General features: G+C 59.6%; 4 protein-coding genes. All 4 read right to left on the bottom strand.

What is annotated here, in order from left to right; translation table 11 throughout:
* Positions 1–12: 12 nt before the first annotated feature.
* Positions 13–2,145 carry a peptidase domain-containing ABC transporter gene (locus B9Z51_RS15305; RefSeq protein WP_108375951.1) on the bottom strand — a complete coding sequence of 711 codons (2,133 nt, stop codon included), beginning with the start codon at positions 2,143–2,145 and terminating at the stop codon, positions 13–15.
* Complete coding sequence (locus tag B9Z51_RS18910; RefSeq protein ID WP_108375950.1) at positions 2,138–13,876, bottom strand: hypothetical protein; 11,739 nt, start codon at positions 13,874–13,876, stop codon at positions 2,138–2,140. Before B9Z51_RS18910 ends, B9Z51_RS15305 begins: the two co-directional genes overlap by 8 nt.
* Positions 13,877–13,935: 59 nt before the next feature.
* Complete coding sequence (locus tag B9Z51_RS15295; RefSeq protein ID WP_108375949.1) at positions 13,936–15,432, bottom strand: hypothetical protein; 1,497 nt, start codon at positions 15,430–15,432, stop codon at positions 13,936–13,938.
* A gap of 63 nt (positions 15,433–15,495) precedes the next feature.
* Positions 15,496–16,812 carry an HlyD family type I secretion periplasmic adaptor subunit gene (locus B9Z51_RS15290; RefSeq protein ID WP_108375948.1) on the bottom strand — a complete coding sequence of 439 codons (1,317 nt, stop codon included), beginning with the start codon at positions 16,810–16,812 and terminating at the stop codon, positions 15,496–15,498.
* Positions 16,813–16,818 lie beyond the last annotated feature (6 nt).

The following is a 16,818-nucleotide window of genomic DNA, read 5'->3' as shown; positions in this document are numbered from 1 at the left end:
TTGGCTCTGGCGTCACGCGCCGGGCACAGGGTCCACTTTGACCAATTCACGCGTGGCCCCATCGGCCACCACGCAGCCACGGTCCAGCGCCACCACGCGGGGGCACAGGGCCAAGGCCCGCGCACTGTGCGTGACCAAAATCAAGGTCGTGCCTTTGAGTTGCGCCAAGCGCTGCACCAGCAATTTCTCGGATTCCGGGTCCAGGCCATTGGTCGGCTCGTCCAGAATCAAGACTTTCGCGTCGATGGCCAAAGCACGCGCCAGAGCCACCTTTTGCCTTTGCCCGCCCGACAGGTTGCTGCCGTACTCTTCCACCGCCTGGCTCAGGCTCAAACTGCCATTGCCCAGATCGACATCCATGCCCGACAGGTACAAGCCACGTTTCAAAGCCTGAATGCGTTGCTCGGCCGAAGCAGACAAAGGCAGTCCGGCCAGGATATTGCTCTCGACCGTACCGGCCACCAAAGTCGCCTCTTGTGGCTTGAAACTCAGCCAACTGGCGCGGCTGTTCAGGGGGTAAGCCGCCAGAGCCACATCGTCCACACGCACTTCGCCAGCCGTCGGCTCAATGGCACGCGCCAACACCCTGGCCAGCGTCGACTTGCCCGAACCGGGACGCCCCAACAAGGCAATGCGCTCACCCGCCCGAATGTGCAACGTGATGTCCTTGAGCGCTTGTGCTTGACCGCCATAACCATGGCCGACCTGCAAGAGCTTGATGTCACCTTCGACCGCACGCGCAGGAGCTTCCATGACCGGGGCGGCATCCAGCGATGGTGAATGCAAAAACGGATCGAGGGCGGCCAGCGCATCGGTGAGTTCACGCCAACGGCCCAGCGTCATGAGGGCTTGACCGACTGCGGCCAAGGTACGCCCGGCCAACATGCCCACCGCCACCATGGCGCCCTGGGTGATGTACTGGTCAAACACCAGATAAGCCCCCAACACCAGCAAGCTCACCGAGCAGCCGATGTAGACCGCCTGACTGAGCAGCATCTGGCGCGTCAACTCATGACGTTGCAGCGCCTGAAAATCGGCATGGTCTTGCGACAGGGTGGCAAAGCGGCCCTGAAAGCGCTGGCCCACATGGCTGGTGCGCAAAGCGTCCAGCGAGGACAGCGCATCGGCCAGCAGGGCAAACTTGCCCGTCTGCAACTGCGCTGCATGGCGACCGATGTGCTTGGAACGGTTCTTCACCCAAGTGCCCAGCCCCACATACACCGCCGTCCAGGCCATGAGCATCAAAAGCAGTGGCCAGGCGATCCAGCCAATCACCGCCCACAGGATGAAGATGAAAGGCACATCGGCCAGGGCCAACAGGTAATGAGCAGAAAAGAAATCGCGTGCACTGTACAAATCGCGGTAAAGCGAGACAAAGCGTGCCGTCATGCCCGGCTGACTGCCTGCGCGCCCGCTGGGCTGAAGCAGGGACTGGAACAAGACCGCATCCACACGCTGGTCCAGCACTTGGGCCAGGCGCTCGACTTGGCGGGCACGCAACCAGCGCAACATCACCTCCAGCGCCAGAGACAGAAACACGCCAATGGCCAAGGCCCACAAGGTTTCAAAAATGCCGTTGTGCATGACCTTGTCATACACGAGCATGGAAAACAGCGGCATGCTGATCACGCCCAGATTGATCAGCATGCTCGACAGCACCAGGCCTTGCAGACGCCCTTGCAGAATCTGGGCCACCCATTGCCAATAACTGCGTTGCCCGCCGCGCTGGTGCGGCAAACCCACCGACTGGATCAGGTAAACCGGCCCGGGCAAAGCCTCGTGGGCCATGTCAGAAGCGGCCGCGCTCAAGGGGTCATGCGGCTGGCCTGCGGCATCCACTCGGCGTGCTGACCACTGCCCGCCTGATGCTGCCCAAAACCAAAAGCCCTCATGCCAGGCGTCTGCCGCGATGCCTTGCGCAAAGACACGTAACTGCAAACCTGACTCCGCCAAGCTTTGGCGCACAGCCGTCCAGGCCAAGCCCTCCAAGGGGCTGCCTTGATCCAGCCAGTCTTGCAACAGCTCGGCCCAACGCGATGCGGGAAATGCCCCCTGGCGCTGCGCTTCTTGCTGAAGCCAGCGGCCAAGCTGTTGGGCATTCATGGCGATAGGCATGACGGTGGTAGGTTTGGCAACTTCAGGCATACACAATGGTCACGTGAGCGGCGATGCCCAAGGTGGCGTTGGTCACATTCCAAGTATTTCCAGTGACGTTCCAGTTAGTAGTTGTCGAAGGATCAACCGAAACGCCAACACCACTGTCCAGGTACAAAGTCAAACTGGGAGAATTGCTTAAGTCAACCAAGTTCTTGACGCCTTCAGCTGACAGTTTCAATTCATTAAGGTGATTTCCTCGCAGATCCAATTTTTCAAAGCTGATAAATTTACTATCCACTATGTTGGTGCTATTCAAATTCCAACTGGTCAAAGCAGATAGATTCAACTTCAAAGTATCCGTGCCACCACTGCCTCCATCCATCAGGAAGCCTGCGCCAGAGCCTGAGCTAGGGAAGTTGGAGGATGAGTAATCCAGAATGAATGTGTCATCCCCAGCATCGCCCGAGCCCCGATCCGTCGTCAAGCCCTTGCCCGAGAAATCCAGCACATCGTTGCCATCACCGCCACTGAGGGTGTCCACCCCCGTGCCTGCCAGCAGGGTGTCGTTGCCGCCATTACCTGTCAGCTTGTCATTGTCAGCGCCGCCATCGAGCCGGTCGTTGCCGCTGTTGCCTGTCAACGTGTCGTTATCGCCACGCCCGAACAACTGCATGGACGAAGTTCCAGCCGTCATCGCATCCTCATAGCCGCTGCCCACAATGCGCTGGATGCTGGACAACGAGTCACCCTGTGCCAAACCACCTTGTTCGGCTGCGGTGTCCGACAAATCGATATTGACCGCTGTCGAAGCGCTGTAGTCCGCTGTATTGGTGCCTGCATTGCCTTCCAGAATATCGGCGCCCTCACTGCCATACAGCGTGTCATCGCCCGCGCCACCTTGCAGAATTTCTGCCGAGGATCGGCCATACAGACTGTCGGCATAGCGGGTGCCGATCACACCCTCGATGTCTGCGGCATAGGTGTCCCCAACTGCATCGCCATCCGCACCGGAAACGGTGTCCATGCGAATGGTCATGCCCGCGGTCAGTCCGATGCGCTCATAGTTGACCAAGTCCGTGCCATCGCCGCCCAAATAGCTGTCAGCACCGCCAGCCCCGGTCAGGATGTCGTTGCCTGCACCGCCAATCAAGGTATCGGCAGCACTGCCGCCCACCAGCCATTCGATGCTGTCCAATGTGCTGTGGATGCTGTCGCCGGTGACCACGCTGTCCCCAAGACTCATGTGCAATGCTGTTGCCGAACTGGAAAAATCAGCCGTATCGTTGCCAGCGCCACCGATCAAGGTGTCATTCCCCAACGTGCCCTTGAAGACATCATCTCCACCGCCGCCCTTGAGGACGTTGTTGTTGGCATCGCCTTCCAGCACGTCGGCCAAGCTTGTGCCCGTCAGATTCTGGATGTTCGTGTAAGTTTTACCGACACCCCAACCGGCCAGCGTGATGCCAGGACTCACCATCAAGGAAGCTGAAACCCCTGCGCTGCTGGACGCCTCAAAGCTCACCGTGTTGCTGCCGCTGACCGTGTCAGAGCCGCCATCGATCACCATGGCAGCACTGCCTGCCCAGAAGGTGTCGTCTTTCGATGTGCCAATGACTTTGCCGATATTTGAAAACACATCGCCTTTGGCCCAGTCAGTGCCTTGGCCCTGACCCACCGACAAATTCGACAGGTCAATCACCAAGCCCGCCGTCGATGCGGCATAGCTCACCACATCCACATCTGTAGACGCAGCATCCGCAGCACCTTTGCCTTCCATCAGATCAGCCCCTTCACCGCCCATGAAGGTGTCGTTGCCTGCGCCGCCGATCAAGTTGTCATTGCCGCTTCCGCCATCCAGCCGGTCGTTGCCTGCACCACCGTCCAGGGTGTTGGCTTGCCCATCCCCGACAAGGACGTCGTCCTTGGCTGAACCCTTCAGACCCGAGATGGCGTTGTACACATCGCCTTGCGCATCGTTTGTATTGGCAGAAGGCGTGCTCAGGGATGCGGTGACGCCTACCGTTGCGTTTTCGTAACTGGCTACGTTCAAGGTGTCCGAGCCGATGCCACCGGTCAAGGTGTCCGCCCCGGCGCCGCCCATCAAGGTGTCAACACCCGTGCCGCCCAGCAGCGAATCGTCGCCTGCGCCACCGTCGAGCAAGTCATTGCCTGCCCCGCCATCCAGCGTGTCGGCCCCAGCCAGTCCCACCAAGCTGTCATGGCCAGTGCCTCCATCCAGCCAGTTGTCTTGGCTGTTGCCTGTCAAGCTGTCGTTGCCTGTGCCACCCACGACGTTCTGGATGTTTTTGATCAGGTCCACTTCTGCGCTGGCGCCTGAGCCGATAGAGACAGCCACATAGCCATTGCTGTCGGTTGCGCTCAAATTCACCAGCAAATTCGACGAAGTCTCTCCATAGTTGACGGTATTGGTGCCATCACCACCGTCGAGCGTGTCATTGCCCCCCCGGCCCGTGAGCGTGTCGTTGCCCAGACCACCTTCGAGCTTGTTGGCCTGCGCGTCGCCAGCAAGCCAGTCATTGCGCTTGGAGCCCATGATGTTTTCAATGGAATCAAAGGTGTCGCCCTTGGCCAGACCACCATCCCAGTCGCCCACGCCTCGGGCACCTTGCACGGAAACAGTGGCATTGATCTGGTTGTCTCGCACCAAATCCACGTCAATGCCCGAACCATCCCCGGTGTCCGCAGAAGCCGAGTAATCGACCGTATCGGTCACCCGAGTTGAGGTTGGGTCACCACCACGCATCCAGGTTGCGGCAGAGGAAGCGAGGAACGTGTCACTGAACCGACTGCCTTCAAAGACCTCAATGTCCACAAAAGCATCACCAGTCGCATCATTGGCGCCTGACAACCCTTTCTGAGAAAGACCCATGTCAATGGTCACGGCTTGTGACGAACTTTGATAACTGACGGTGTCCATCCCCTCGCCACCATTGAGAAGATCGTTGCCAGCGCCGCCCACCAACAAGTCATTGCCACTGCCACCCAGCAACATATCGGAGCCATCCATGCCGTAAAGGCTATCTTCCCCCGTTCCGCCACTTAATTGGTTGCCCTTGAGATCGCCTTCTAGCCAGTCGTTGACCGTGCCTCCGGTGAGGTTTTCAATGCCCGAAAAGGTTTCTGTACTGCCTTGCTGCCCTGCCGTGGCATTGTTGGTGCCGCCTGTGGACAGGCTCACCCGCACAGGCGTGTTCAAGCCTTCATAAGTGACCACATCAACGCCGCTATCAGCTTCAGCACTTCCGCCAAAATACTGGTTGACGCCATTACCTGTATTGCGCATGACGTCATCGCCCTCACCGCCATAAAGCACATCGCTGCCGCCGCCGCCCACCAAGGTGTCACTGTCTGCATTGCCTGTGATGACGTTGTTGCCCGAAGTGCCTTCGAGTTTGTCGTCAAAAATTGTTCCGACCAGGTTTTCAATGTTGACGTACGTGTCACCATATGCTTCACCCTCTGTACCGCCCGTTGCCAGGTTGACCGCCACGCTTATCGTTGCGAAAGCATAAGTGGCCGTGTCAATGCCATCGCCGCCATCCAATGCGTCTTTGCCTGCACCGCCATTGAGCGTGTCACTGCCGTCACCGCCCACCAAGGCGTTGTCATTGCCGTCACCGGTCAATTCGTCGTTGTAACGGCTACCGACGACACGCTCAATGGACTCCAAGTGATCGCCCACCGCAGCACCGGCATTGACTCCCTGGTTGGCCAGATTGATCACCACTTTGTCCAGGGCGTCCGAGTAATCGGCCGCATCACCGCCATCCCCACCTTGCAAGGTGTCACCACCGCCACGCCCCACCAGAACATCATCGCCTTTGCCACCTGAAAGCACGTTGGCGCTGGTGTTGCCTTCCAGCGTGTCAGCATAGGCAGAACCCATGAAGTTTTCGATGCCGACATACACATCGCCTTGCGCATCGCCTGTGTTCGTTCCAGGCTGAGCGAGGCTGGCCTTGATGCCCGAAGCCGCGCTCAGATAAGACGCTATATCGAGCCCCTCCCCACCACTCAAGGTGTCAGCACCGGCGCCACCGGTCAAGGTGTCATCGCCGGCACCACCATAGAGCTTGTTGGCCGTCCCGTCTCCGGTCAATTGGTCGTTCAGTTGCGACCCGATGAGCCCTTCAATGCTCGTCAAGGTGTCGCCCACGGCATCGTCACCCGCGTTTTGGCTGGCGTCTGCCAGATTGACCTTCACAGGCCCTGTGGCGTTTTGATAGGAGACGATGTCCATACCCTCGTCGCCTGACAAGAGGTCTGCCCCCACGCCGCCCATCAAGGTGTCATCGCCCGCGCCGCCCAGCAGCTGGTCTGCACCATCGCCGCCGTCCAGAACGTCATTGCCCTGGCCACCGATCAAAGCATCATCACCCACGCCCCCCAGCAAGACGTCATTGCCATCGCCGCCATCCAAGGTGTCCTGGCCGACCAAGCCGATCAAGGTGTCATGGCCTGCTCCACCCCACAATTGATTGGCCAGCGCATCGCCCGTGAGCTTGTCGTTGAACTGCCCACCCATCAGGTTTTGTATCGCGACAAACACATGGCCTGCGGCTGCACCGGTGTTTTCTGCAGAGTCAGTCAAGGAAGCGGTCACGGCTGCCGTAGCTGCCGCATAGCTCATGGTATTGCGCTCGCCCACTGCCTGGTCGCTGCCATCCAGGGCGGTGCCCCCCACAAACGTGTCGTTGCCAGCACTGCCGACAAAGGTGTCATTGCCCAGACCGCCCATCAGCAGGTTATCGCTTTGATCACCCGTCAATTGATCGTCAAAGACAGAACCGATCACGTTTTCTATGGCGGTGTAATGATCACCCTCAGCATCCCCGCCTTGACCCGTTTCAGCGCCTAGATCGACAGTGACCACCACGCTCGAAGCCGCATAGGAGGCGGTGTCAACCCCGTCACCGCCATCCAGCTCATCAGCACCCGCGCCACCGATCAACAGGTCATGGCCTTTGCCCGCATGGATCTCATCGTTGCCAGTGCCACCGTCCAGGGTGTCAGCGCCAGTCCCCCCGACCAGGGTGTCATCACCTTCACCACCCAACAACCAATTCAAACCATCACCGGCTGACAAGGTGTCGTTGCCGATGCCGCCATCCAGGGTGTCATTGCCTGCACCCCCGACCAGGCTGTCATCACCTGCACCACCCAACAGCCAATTCAAACCGTCACCGGCTGACAAGGTGTCATTGCCGATGCCGCCATCCAGGGTGTCATTGCCTGATCCAGCTTTCAGCTGGTCAGCGCCTTCATCGCCCTGCAGCACATTGCTGCCATCACCGGCCACCAGACTGTCATCACCTGCACCGCCCAGCAAGGTGGAATTGCCCACGCCACTGGTCAGTGTGTCATTGCCGTCGCCACCCAGCAAGGTGTTCTGGCCATCGCCTGCATTCAAAGAGTCGTTGTCATTGCCTCCTTCAAGCTTGTCGTTGCCACTGCCTGCGCTCAAGGTGTCATTGCCACCGCCGCCCACCAGCGAGTTGTTGCCCTCGCCAGCACTCATGGAGTCATTGCCAAGCCCCCCGTCCAGCGTGTCATTGCCCATGCCTGCAGCCAGGGTGTCGTCCCCCCGACCACCCAGCAAAGTGTTCTGACCGTCGCCTGCATTCAAGGAGTCGTTGCCATCGGCACCGTCGAGTTGGTCGTTGCCGCTGCCTGCAATCAAGATGTCATGACCGCCACCACCCAACAGCGAGTTGTTGCCCTCGCCAGCGTTCAATGAGTCATCGTCATCGCCACCGTCGAGTTGGTCATTGTCGCTGCCTGCTGCCAAGGTGTCATCACCCAAGCCACCCAGCAAAGTGTTCTGACCATCACCTGCATTCAAGGAATCGTTGCCTTGTCCACCGTCAAGCCAGTCGTTGCCGCTGCCAGCCATCAAGCGGTCATTGCCGTCGCCACCTTGCAGCGAGTTTTGACCATCACCCGCATTGATCCAGTCATTGTCTGCACCGCCATCCAGGGTGTCATTGCCACTGCCTGCAAGCAAGGTGTCATCACCCGATCCGCCCATCAGGGTGTTCTGGCCATCGCCCGCATTCAAGGAATCGTTGCCAACGCCCCCCACCAGGGTGTCATTGCCAATGCCTGCGCTCAAGATGTCATGGCCGTCGCCCCCCTCCAGCGAGTTCTCGCCTTCGCCCGCAATGATCAAGTCGTTGCCCAGGCCTCCGTCCAGGATGTCATTGCCGCTGCCAGCCATCAGCGTGTCATCATTTGCCCCGCCAAACAAGGTGTTCTGGCCTTCACCCGCATTCAACACATCGTTGCCGTCATCGCCGTAGAGCTTGTCATTGCCGCCGCCTGCATTCAAGCTGTCATCCCCGCCGCCACCCGCCAACGAGTTGTCACCTTCACCGGCGTTCAGCACGTCATTGCCCAAGCCACCGTCCAGCGTATCGTTGTCCATGCCTGAGCTCAGGGTGTCGTTGCCCGAACCGCCGACGAGCGAGTTCTGGCCATCGCCCGCAATCAACACATCGTTGTCAGCACCGCCATCCAGCGTGTCGTTGCCACCGCCCGACCTCAGGGTGTCATGGCCTGCATCGCCGTTGAGCTTGTTGTCGCCCTCGCCACCGAACAAGCTGTCTTGGCCGTCGCCCCCAGCGAGGCTGTCATGACCTGCACCCGAGACCAGGATGTCATCGCCCAAGCCACCCTGCAAGGTGTTTTGACCATCTCCTGCATTCAAGACATCATTGCCAGCGCCTCCATCGAGCTGGTCGTTGCCGCTGCCGCTGAGCAAGGTGTCGTCGCCCACCCCACCTACGACGGTGTTTCGGCCATCACCCGCATTGAGCAGGTCAGCGCCATCGCCATCGCCACCGTCCAGTGAGTCGTTGCCGCCGCCGCTGATCAGGGTGTCGGCACCTGCACCACCCCACAAGGTGTTTTGGCCATCACCGGCTTTCAACAGATCATTGTTGTCGCCACCATCGAGCCAGTCATTGCCGCTGTCTGCGCTCAGGGTGTCGTTGCCAGCATCGCCCTTCAAGGTGTTGGCGCCTTCTCCGGCCACCAGGCTGTCATCGCCTGCACCACCGGTCAACTGATCGTCACCGGCGCCACTGGACAGTACATCGTTGCCAACGCCAACGCCACCGTCGAGGGTGTCCTTGCCGCTGCCGCTGAACAAGGTGTCATCACCTTCACCGCCCTGCAGCAAATTCAGGCCATCCCCTGCATCGAGCAAGTCGGCGCCATCGCCGCCATCGAGCGTGTCGTTGCCCGTGCCTGCGCTCAGGATGTCGTTGCCTGCACCGCCCATCAAAGAGTTGTCACCATCCCCGGCATTCAAAACATCGTGGCCAGCGCCACCATCAAGTTGGTCGTTTCCGCTGCCGCTGAGCAAGGTGTCGTCGCCCCCCCCACCTACGACGGTGTTTCGGCCATCACCCGCATTGAGCAGGTCAGCGCCATCGCCATCGCCACCGTCCAGTGAGTCATTGCCGCCGCCACTGATCAGGGTGTCTGCACCTGCGCCACCCAACAAGGTGTTTTGGCCATCACCGGCTTTCAACAGATCACTGCCTTCACCGCCATCCAGCCAGTCGTTGCCGCTGTCTGCGCTCAAGGTGTCGTTGCCTGCATCGCCCTTCAAGGTGTTGGCGCCTTCACCACCGATCAGGCTGTCATCGCCTGCATCACCGGTCAACTGATCATCGCCTGCACCGCTTGAAAGCACATCGTTGCCACCGCCACCGTCGAGGGTGTCCTTGCCGCTGCCACTGATCAAGATGTCATCACCTTCACCGCCCACCAGCGAATTCAGGCCATCGCCCGCATTGAGCAGGTCGTTGCCCAACCCACCATCGAGCGTGTCGTTGCCCGTGCCTGCGCTCAGGATGTCATTACCTGCGCCTCCCACCAGGGCGTTGTCGCCATCACCGGCGTTGAGCACATCGTTGCCATCGCCACCATTGAGCTGGTCATTGCCGCTGCCGCTGAACAAGGTGTCGTCGCCCCCCCCGCCCATGACGGTGTTTCGGCCATCGCCCGCATTGAGCAAATCGCTGCCCTCGCCGCCGTCCAGTGTGTCATTCCCGCCGCCACTGATCAGGGTGTCTGCACCTGCGCCACCCAACAAGGTGTTTTGGCCATCACCCGCATTGAGCAGGTCAGCGCCATCGCCATCGCCACCGTCCAGTGAGTCGTTGCCGCCGCCGCTGATCAGGGTGTCGGCTCCTTTGCCACCCCACAGGGTGTTTTGACCGTCACCGGCTTTCAACAGGTCATTGTGGTCGCCACCATCAAGCAGGTCATTGCCACTGTCTGCACTCAAGGTGTCGTTGCCTGCATCGCCCTTCAAGGTGTTGGCGCCTTCTCCACCGATCAGACTGTCATCGCCTGTGCCACCGGTCAACTGATCGTCACCTGCGCCACTGGACAGCACGTCGTTGCCAGCGCCACCGTCCAGGGTGTCCTTGCCGCTGCCGCTGAGCAAGGTGTCATCACCATCACTGCCCACCAGCGAATTCAGGCCATCGCCCGCATTGAGCAAGTCGTTGCCCACGCCGCCATCCATTGTGTCATTGCCCGTGCCTGCGCTCAGGTTATCGTTGCCTGCGCCGCCCACCAGTGAGTTGTCGCCATCTCCAGCGCTGAGCACATCGTTGCCCTCGCCGCCATCGAGCTTGTCGTTGCCGCTGCCGCTGAGCAAGGTGTCGTCACCCACACCGCCCGTCAGGTTGTTCAGGCCATCACCCGCATTGAGCAGGTCAGCGCCATCGCCATCGCCATCGCCACCGTCCAATGTGTCATTGCCGCCGCCGCTGATCAGGGTGTCGGCACCTGCGCCACCCCACAAGGTGTTTTGGCCATCACCGGCTTTCAACAGATCGTTGCCTTTACCGCCGTCGAGCCAATCGTTGCCGCTGTCTGCGCTCAAGGTGTCGTTGCCTGCATCGCCGCGCAAGGTGTTGACGCCTTCACCACCGATTAGACTGTCATCGCCTGTGCCACCGGTCAACTGATCGTCACCTGCGCCACTGGACAGCACGTCGTTGCCAGTGCCACCGTCCAGGATGTCTTTGCCACTGCCGCTGATCAAGGTGTCATCACCTTCACCGCCCACCAGCGAATTAAGACCATCGCCCGCATTGAGCAGGTCGTTGCCGACTCCGCCATCCAGCGTGTCATTGCCCGTGCCTGCGTTCAGGGTGTCTTGGCCTGCGCCACCCACCAAGGAGTTGTTGCCATCTCCAGCGCTGAGCACATCGTTGCCATCGCCACCATCGAGCGTGTTTTGACCAGCCCCGCCGTCCAGCAAGTCGTTGCCTGCAGCCCCCATCAAGGAATCGTTGCCCGAACCGCCCAGCAAGGTATCTGCACCCGAGCCACCTGTCAGCGAATCGTTGCCAAGCCCGCCCATCAGCAAGGAAGCCAAGCTCGACTGGCCTGTCAATTGGTCATCGAATTGCGAGCCTTCAAGGCCTTCGATGGATTCGTAAGTGTCACCTGCGGCATCGGAGCCTGAATTGGTTGAAGCTACCGCTAAATTGGCTTTGACAGCCGTTGTTGCATTGGCATACGAAGCCACATCAAACCCAAAACCCCCCATCAAGGTGTCAGCACCTGCACCGCCCATGAGGGTGTCATCCCCTGCACCACCGGTCAGCTGGTTGCTTTGCGCATCGCCCACCAACAGGTCATTGCCCAGCCCCCCTTCCAGATTCTGAATACCGATGAACACATCGCCCAAAGCCGCGCCAGCGTTGGAGATTTGCTTGTCCAACGAGGCCAGCACAGCTGCAGTCTCTTGGGCATAACTGGCCGTGTTGGCCTCTCCTGCGGCCAGATCATTGCCCGTCAAGGACAAGCCGCCCACCAGGGTGTCACTGCCTGCGCCGCCTTCCAGGGTGTCGTTGCCCAGCCCGCCTTGCAGCAGGTTGTTTTGCGCGTTGCCCTGAATCCGGTCATTGAACGCTGAGCCCACCACGTTTTGAATGCCGGTGTAAACGTCACCTTGGGCATCGCCAACAGTGCCGCCAGTGACCAGGTCCACTTCAACGGCCACGGTCGCTGAAGCGTAAGTTGCCGTGTTGTTGCCCCCGCCCCCTGTCAACACATCGCTACCGGAACCGCCGTCCAGGGTATCGTTGCCAGCGCCGCCTTCCAAGGTGTCGTTGCCATCGCTGCCCAAAAGCAAGTTGTCACCATCACCGGCGTTCAACAGGTCATCGCCAGCACCGCCGTCGAGCTTGTCGTTGCCAGAACCTGCGCTCAGCGTGTCGTTGCCATTGCCACCGAGGAGTGTGTTGTTGCCTTCCCCTGCATTGAGCACATCGTTGCCATCACCGCCATCGAGCAGGTCGTTGCCTGTGCCGCCGATCAGGCTGTCGTTGCCCGCATCTCCGTACAGGCTGTCGTTGCCTGCGCCACCATCGATCGTGTCATTGCCACCTCGGCCATGCACCTGGTCATTGCCAAACCAAGCCTGGATGTTGTCAGCAACATCACGGCCTTCGATGTTGTAGTTGAAGCCATTGGAGGGGAGCGCAAGTATGGGGTTGCCGTTGCCATCCAGTTCATAGGCTTGACTGAGCTCGTTGATGGTTTGGTATTTAAATCTGACAGATTGCTCAGCAATGATGCTTCCAGTAGCGTCCTTGTATTGCACCTTCATCTGAAATGAGAAGGTTGACACGTCACCATCGACCAAATTCCAGCTCACGGGCAAGTGACTGATGCCGGACACAGGAACAGACAATGAGGTTGTTTGAACAATTTCCTGTCCGTTCAGTTGAACGCCACTATTTTTCAAACTGTCCAAGGTTGCTTGGTCTGTTGTGGGAAGCACAATCACCATTGTTTTGGCATTGCTGGGCGCATCCAGGTTCAGCGTCGCCAAACCTTTGCTTGGACTGGTTGGCCACTGAGGTGCCACAGCATCCGCTTGCACTTTGACGGACAGCTGCTGCGTCGCGACCATTTTGTCTATCGAGGTTCCCGCAAAGGTTTGCGTGCTGTCACTCAAGGCGACATGGCTGACTTTGGGGTCGGTGTAACCAGTCAAACTGGCCACCTTCAAAGCCGTCAGGTTGGAAGTGCTTTGGTTGTTGGTGGTGAACTCGGTGCCCGGTGATGCCGCAGGCCGCAGCACCACGGGCTCGGCCACGCTGTCCGAAATTTTCAGGGGGGTGATGGGTTGTTCAGCCACAGGTGCATCTGACAACTTGGCGTTTTGCAGCGACTGTAAAAGCTGCGTCACTTCTTCGACCGCTGGCCCTTTTTGGGTGTCGTCATCGCCTTTGCCCAGATTGAGACCCTGCCCACCTGGGGGCTCGTTGTTGACCAGTTTGAGGTCGGTGGAGCTGACCCGGAAACTGGCCGCCTCCGAGGGTTTCATCACGCCCACTTGCTTGAGCAAATCGGTCACGGGCAATTGGGTGCCGTTGCTGAATGTGACTTTCTGTGCGGTGTTGGTGGTGGCCAGAAACGCACCTTCACGCAACAAGATGCCATCGCCGTTGTCCAGCAAAAGCAGCATGTCCAGATCAAGCACCTGCACCGACTTGACCTGGCTGCTCGTCACGGGCAAGGCAAAGCCTGTGCCGCCTTCGATCTCTTTGCTCTCGACCACTTTCACATTGCGCAGTCCCTGCTGGGCGCCCACACCGGCACTCACTCCGCTTGACGCAGGTGCATCGGCGGCCACGGCGCCATCCGTCACAGGTCCTGAGGTGTTGGCTTGTGCCAGTACCAGCGGCAGTGTGGGGGCGTTGGGTGTGAGTGGGGTGTCCATTTGTTTTTTTCCCTGGGAATCAAATTTCAAGCAGTCGCGCGAACCGGTCAACCATCAAGTCAGCTGGTGGCTGCAGGAGGCTGCGCACGCAGCTCTTGCACCAGCAAGCTCAGATGCCGCTCTTGCTGCGCACCTTGTTCATGCTGCAAAGCTTCGATGCGGCCAATCAGGCGGTTGAGAATTTCGCCTTCTTCGCGCAAGGCCGAGGCCAGTTGCGAGCTGTGCACATCGTCTGTGGCACGCTGGTGCACCATGAGCTCCTGGTGTTCGCGGATCACGCTGTCCAGGCTGGCAAAACTGCTGCCCAAGGCGTTGAGCGCTTGCTGAATGCCGCGCTGCTGATCGGCCATGGCCTGACGCAGCTGCACCAGCTCCTGACCCGATTGCTCCTGGCGCAGCAACACTTCGCTTTGCTGGGTCAGGGATTTATTGAACTGTCCGTAGCTCGATTCCATGACCTGCAAGACCGATTCCAAACGGTTTTGCTGGGTCACCAGGGCCGCCACAACAGCGTTTTCGCGGTAAGCGGCAGGCGTGACCTCGCGGGCGATTTCGCGCACGGCCTGCACCGTTTGGTGGAGGTTTTCCAACATGGCGTTTTGTCCTTGCTGGTTGGCCTTGAAGCCCTCGCTCAATTCGGCCCAGAGCTGAACTTCATTGCGCTCAATGCGGGCCGACAGCGTGCCCAGCGAGGTGATCAGATCGCGTACCCGGCGCTCGGACTGCTCCAGCGCCACCGTCAGCGCTTTCAAAATGGGCGACTGCTCAGCCACCACATTCAAACTGGCTGTCAGCTGGTCTTGCTTGTTTTCCGGGGCCGCGTGCGTGGTGAAGTCGGTGAGGTACACCAAACGCGAGTGCATGGCCGCCACCAGTTCGCTGGAGCAACGCTTCACACCCACCATGAGCACGCTCATGATGAGCGAGCCCAACACGCCGAACAAGGACGCACTGAAGGCCACACCCATGGCCTTCATGGGTGCGCTCAAGCGATCCACCAGGGTACGCACAGCGGCTGCGGCGTTGCCCGACTCCACCATGGTGAAGGCAGAAATCAGTTTGCCGATCTCTTCCAGCGCGCCCAACAAACCAATGAAGGTGCCCAGCAAGCCCAGGCCCACCATGGCACCGGACAAGAACTGGGGCAAATACAGGCGCATGTTCTGACGGGACTCAAACCGGTGCACCTCGGACTCCAGCGCCGCGTGCTGCACATCGCTGATGGGCGCATTTTGCGTCTCGGCCAAAAACTCCAGCACGGTGCTGACGTCGTAGCGTTCACCCAGGACCATCTCACGCAGGGTTTCAGGGGTGGCACCATCGCGTGCCAGCCTGAAAAACTTCTGGATGAATGCACCCTCTCCGTTCATGCGATGCACAGCGTGCAGCATCATGCCTGCGCCCACAGCCATCAGTATAAAAATCAAATAGTTGATCTGGGGGTGCGGATTGCCCCGCATGGTGCCTGCCACTTCCTTGTAGAAGAAGACAAAGCCCAAGAGGACCAGCAGGATCGGCAGACCAACAAAAAAGTAATAGGGTTTGAGTCGTTTCATGGTGACCTCGGTTGCTTCAGTGAATATCTGGGGGAAAAATTTCGGGGTGAATGGCGGACGTTTTCAGGACGGTTCGCGCATGGCCTGCGAGGCAAAGCGCATCAAGGGTGACAGCACATAGCTGAGCACGCTGCGCTGGCCCGCCACAATGTCGGCACGGGCTGTCATGCCCGGCAAGATGACCTGCTCGGCCAAGGCTCCCCTGGCCTGACCGGTCTGGATCAAGACCCGGTAATAGCGTTGCCCATGTTCGTCGGCCAAGGTGTCGGCACTGACTTCTGTCACTTGACCGTCCAGAGCGCCATAAATGGCGTAGTCATAGGCACCAATCAGCACGCGCGTTGGCAAACCGGGCCGCAAGCGCGCCCGATCATCGGGTCGCACACGGGCCTCCACGGCCAAAGGCCCCTCACTGGGTGTGATTTCAAGCACCACCTCACCGGGGCGAATCACGCCCCCCAAGGTGTTGAAGTTGAGCTTGTTCACAAAACCGGTCACCGGCGCACGCACATCGTTGCGCGCTTGCCGATCGCTGTCATTGCTCACGTTCAACTCAAATCGCTGGATTTCTGCACTGATCTGGGCCAGCTCCGCACGGGCCTCGGCACGAAAGCGCGCCGTGGACTCGTTCAAACGGGCAGACTGCTCATCAATGGCTGCCTGAAGGCGTGGGATGGAGCTGGTGATATCGCCTTGCGCTGTGCTCAGGCGCTGCAAGCGCCCCTGTGCATCCAGCCACTCCAGCTGCGAAGCCGCACCTTTGCGGTAAAGCCCCTCCATCACGGCCAATTGCTTGCGCGCCACATCCAGCTCGGTGGCCATGTTTTTGAGCCGGTTTTGGGCTTCGCTCAATTCGGATTGGCGCTGGTTGATTTGCTGGCGCAAGGCGCCCTGTTCGGCACGAATTTTTTCAGCACGCTCACGAAATGCTGCACGCTCGAGTTCTTTCTGCACATCAGGCACATCGGCTGGAAATTCTGGCAACGCAGCACCGGTGGCTTCGGCCTTGAGACGGGCTTGCTGGGACTTGAGGGTCACGATGCGGTTGCGTCCTTGCTCCACATCGGTGTTGGCCTGGGTGCCCGACAAGCTCAGCAAGATGTCACCCGCCTTGACGTTTTGACCTTCACGAACGCGAATGTCACGCACGATGCCGCCTTCCAGGTGCTGCACCAGTTGGGCTCGGGTGGACGGGATGATGCGGCCTTCTGCGCGCACCACGCGATCCACCGGTGCCCAAGCGGCCCAGGCCAGCGCCACCAGAAACAGGACGGTCAAACGGATCAACCAACGCCGTTCATGGCGTTCGGAAAGTGACAAACGCAAAACAGCCTCACTCGGAGGCTGGTGCATTTGTTGCCAAAGTTGCCGAAGATTCATGCGTCA

The organism is Limnohabitans sp. T6-5, from assembly GCF_003063315.1.
GTDB lineage: Bacteria > Pseudomonadota > Gammaproteobacteria > Burkholderiales > Burkholderiaceae_C > Limnohabitans_A.
This window is presented reverse-complemented; position numbering and strand designations above follow the sequence as displayed.

Coding starts and splice junctions, on each gene's coding strand:
- B9Z51_RS15305 (WP_108375951.1), bottom strand. CDS start 2,145: ATGCCTGAAGTTGCCAAACCTACCACCGTCATGCCTATCGCCATGAAT.
- B9Z51_RS18910 (WP_108375950.1), bottom strand. CDS start 13,876: ATGGACACCCCACTCACACCCAACGCCCCCACACTGCCGCTGGTACTG.
- B9Z51_RS15295 (WP_108375949.1), bottom strand. CDS start 15,432: ATGAAACGACTCAAACCCTATTACTTTTTTGTTGGTCTGCCGATCCTG.
- B9Z51_RS15290 (WP_108375948.1), bottom strand. CDS start 16,812: ATGAATCTTCGGCAACTTTGGCAACAAATGCACCAGCCTCCGAGTGAG.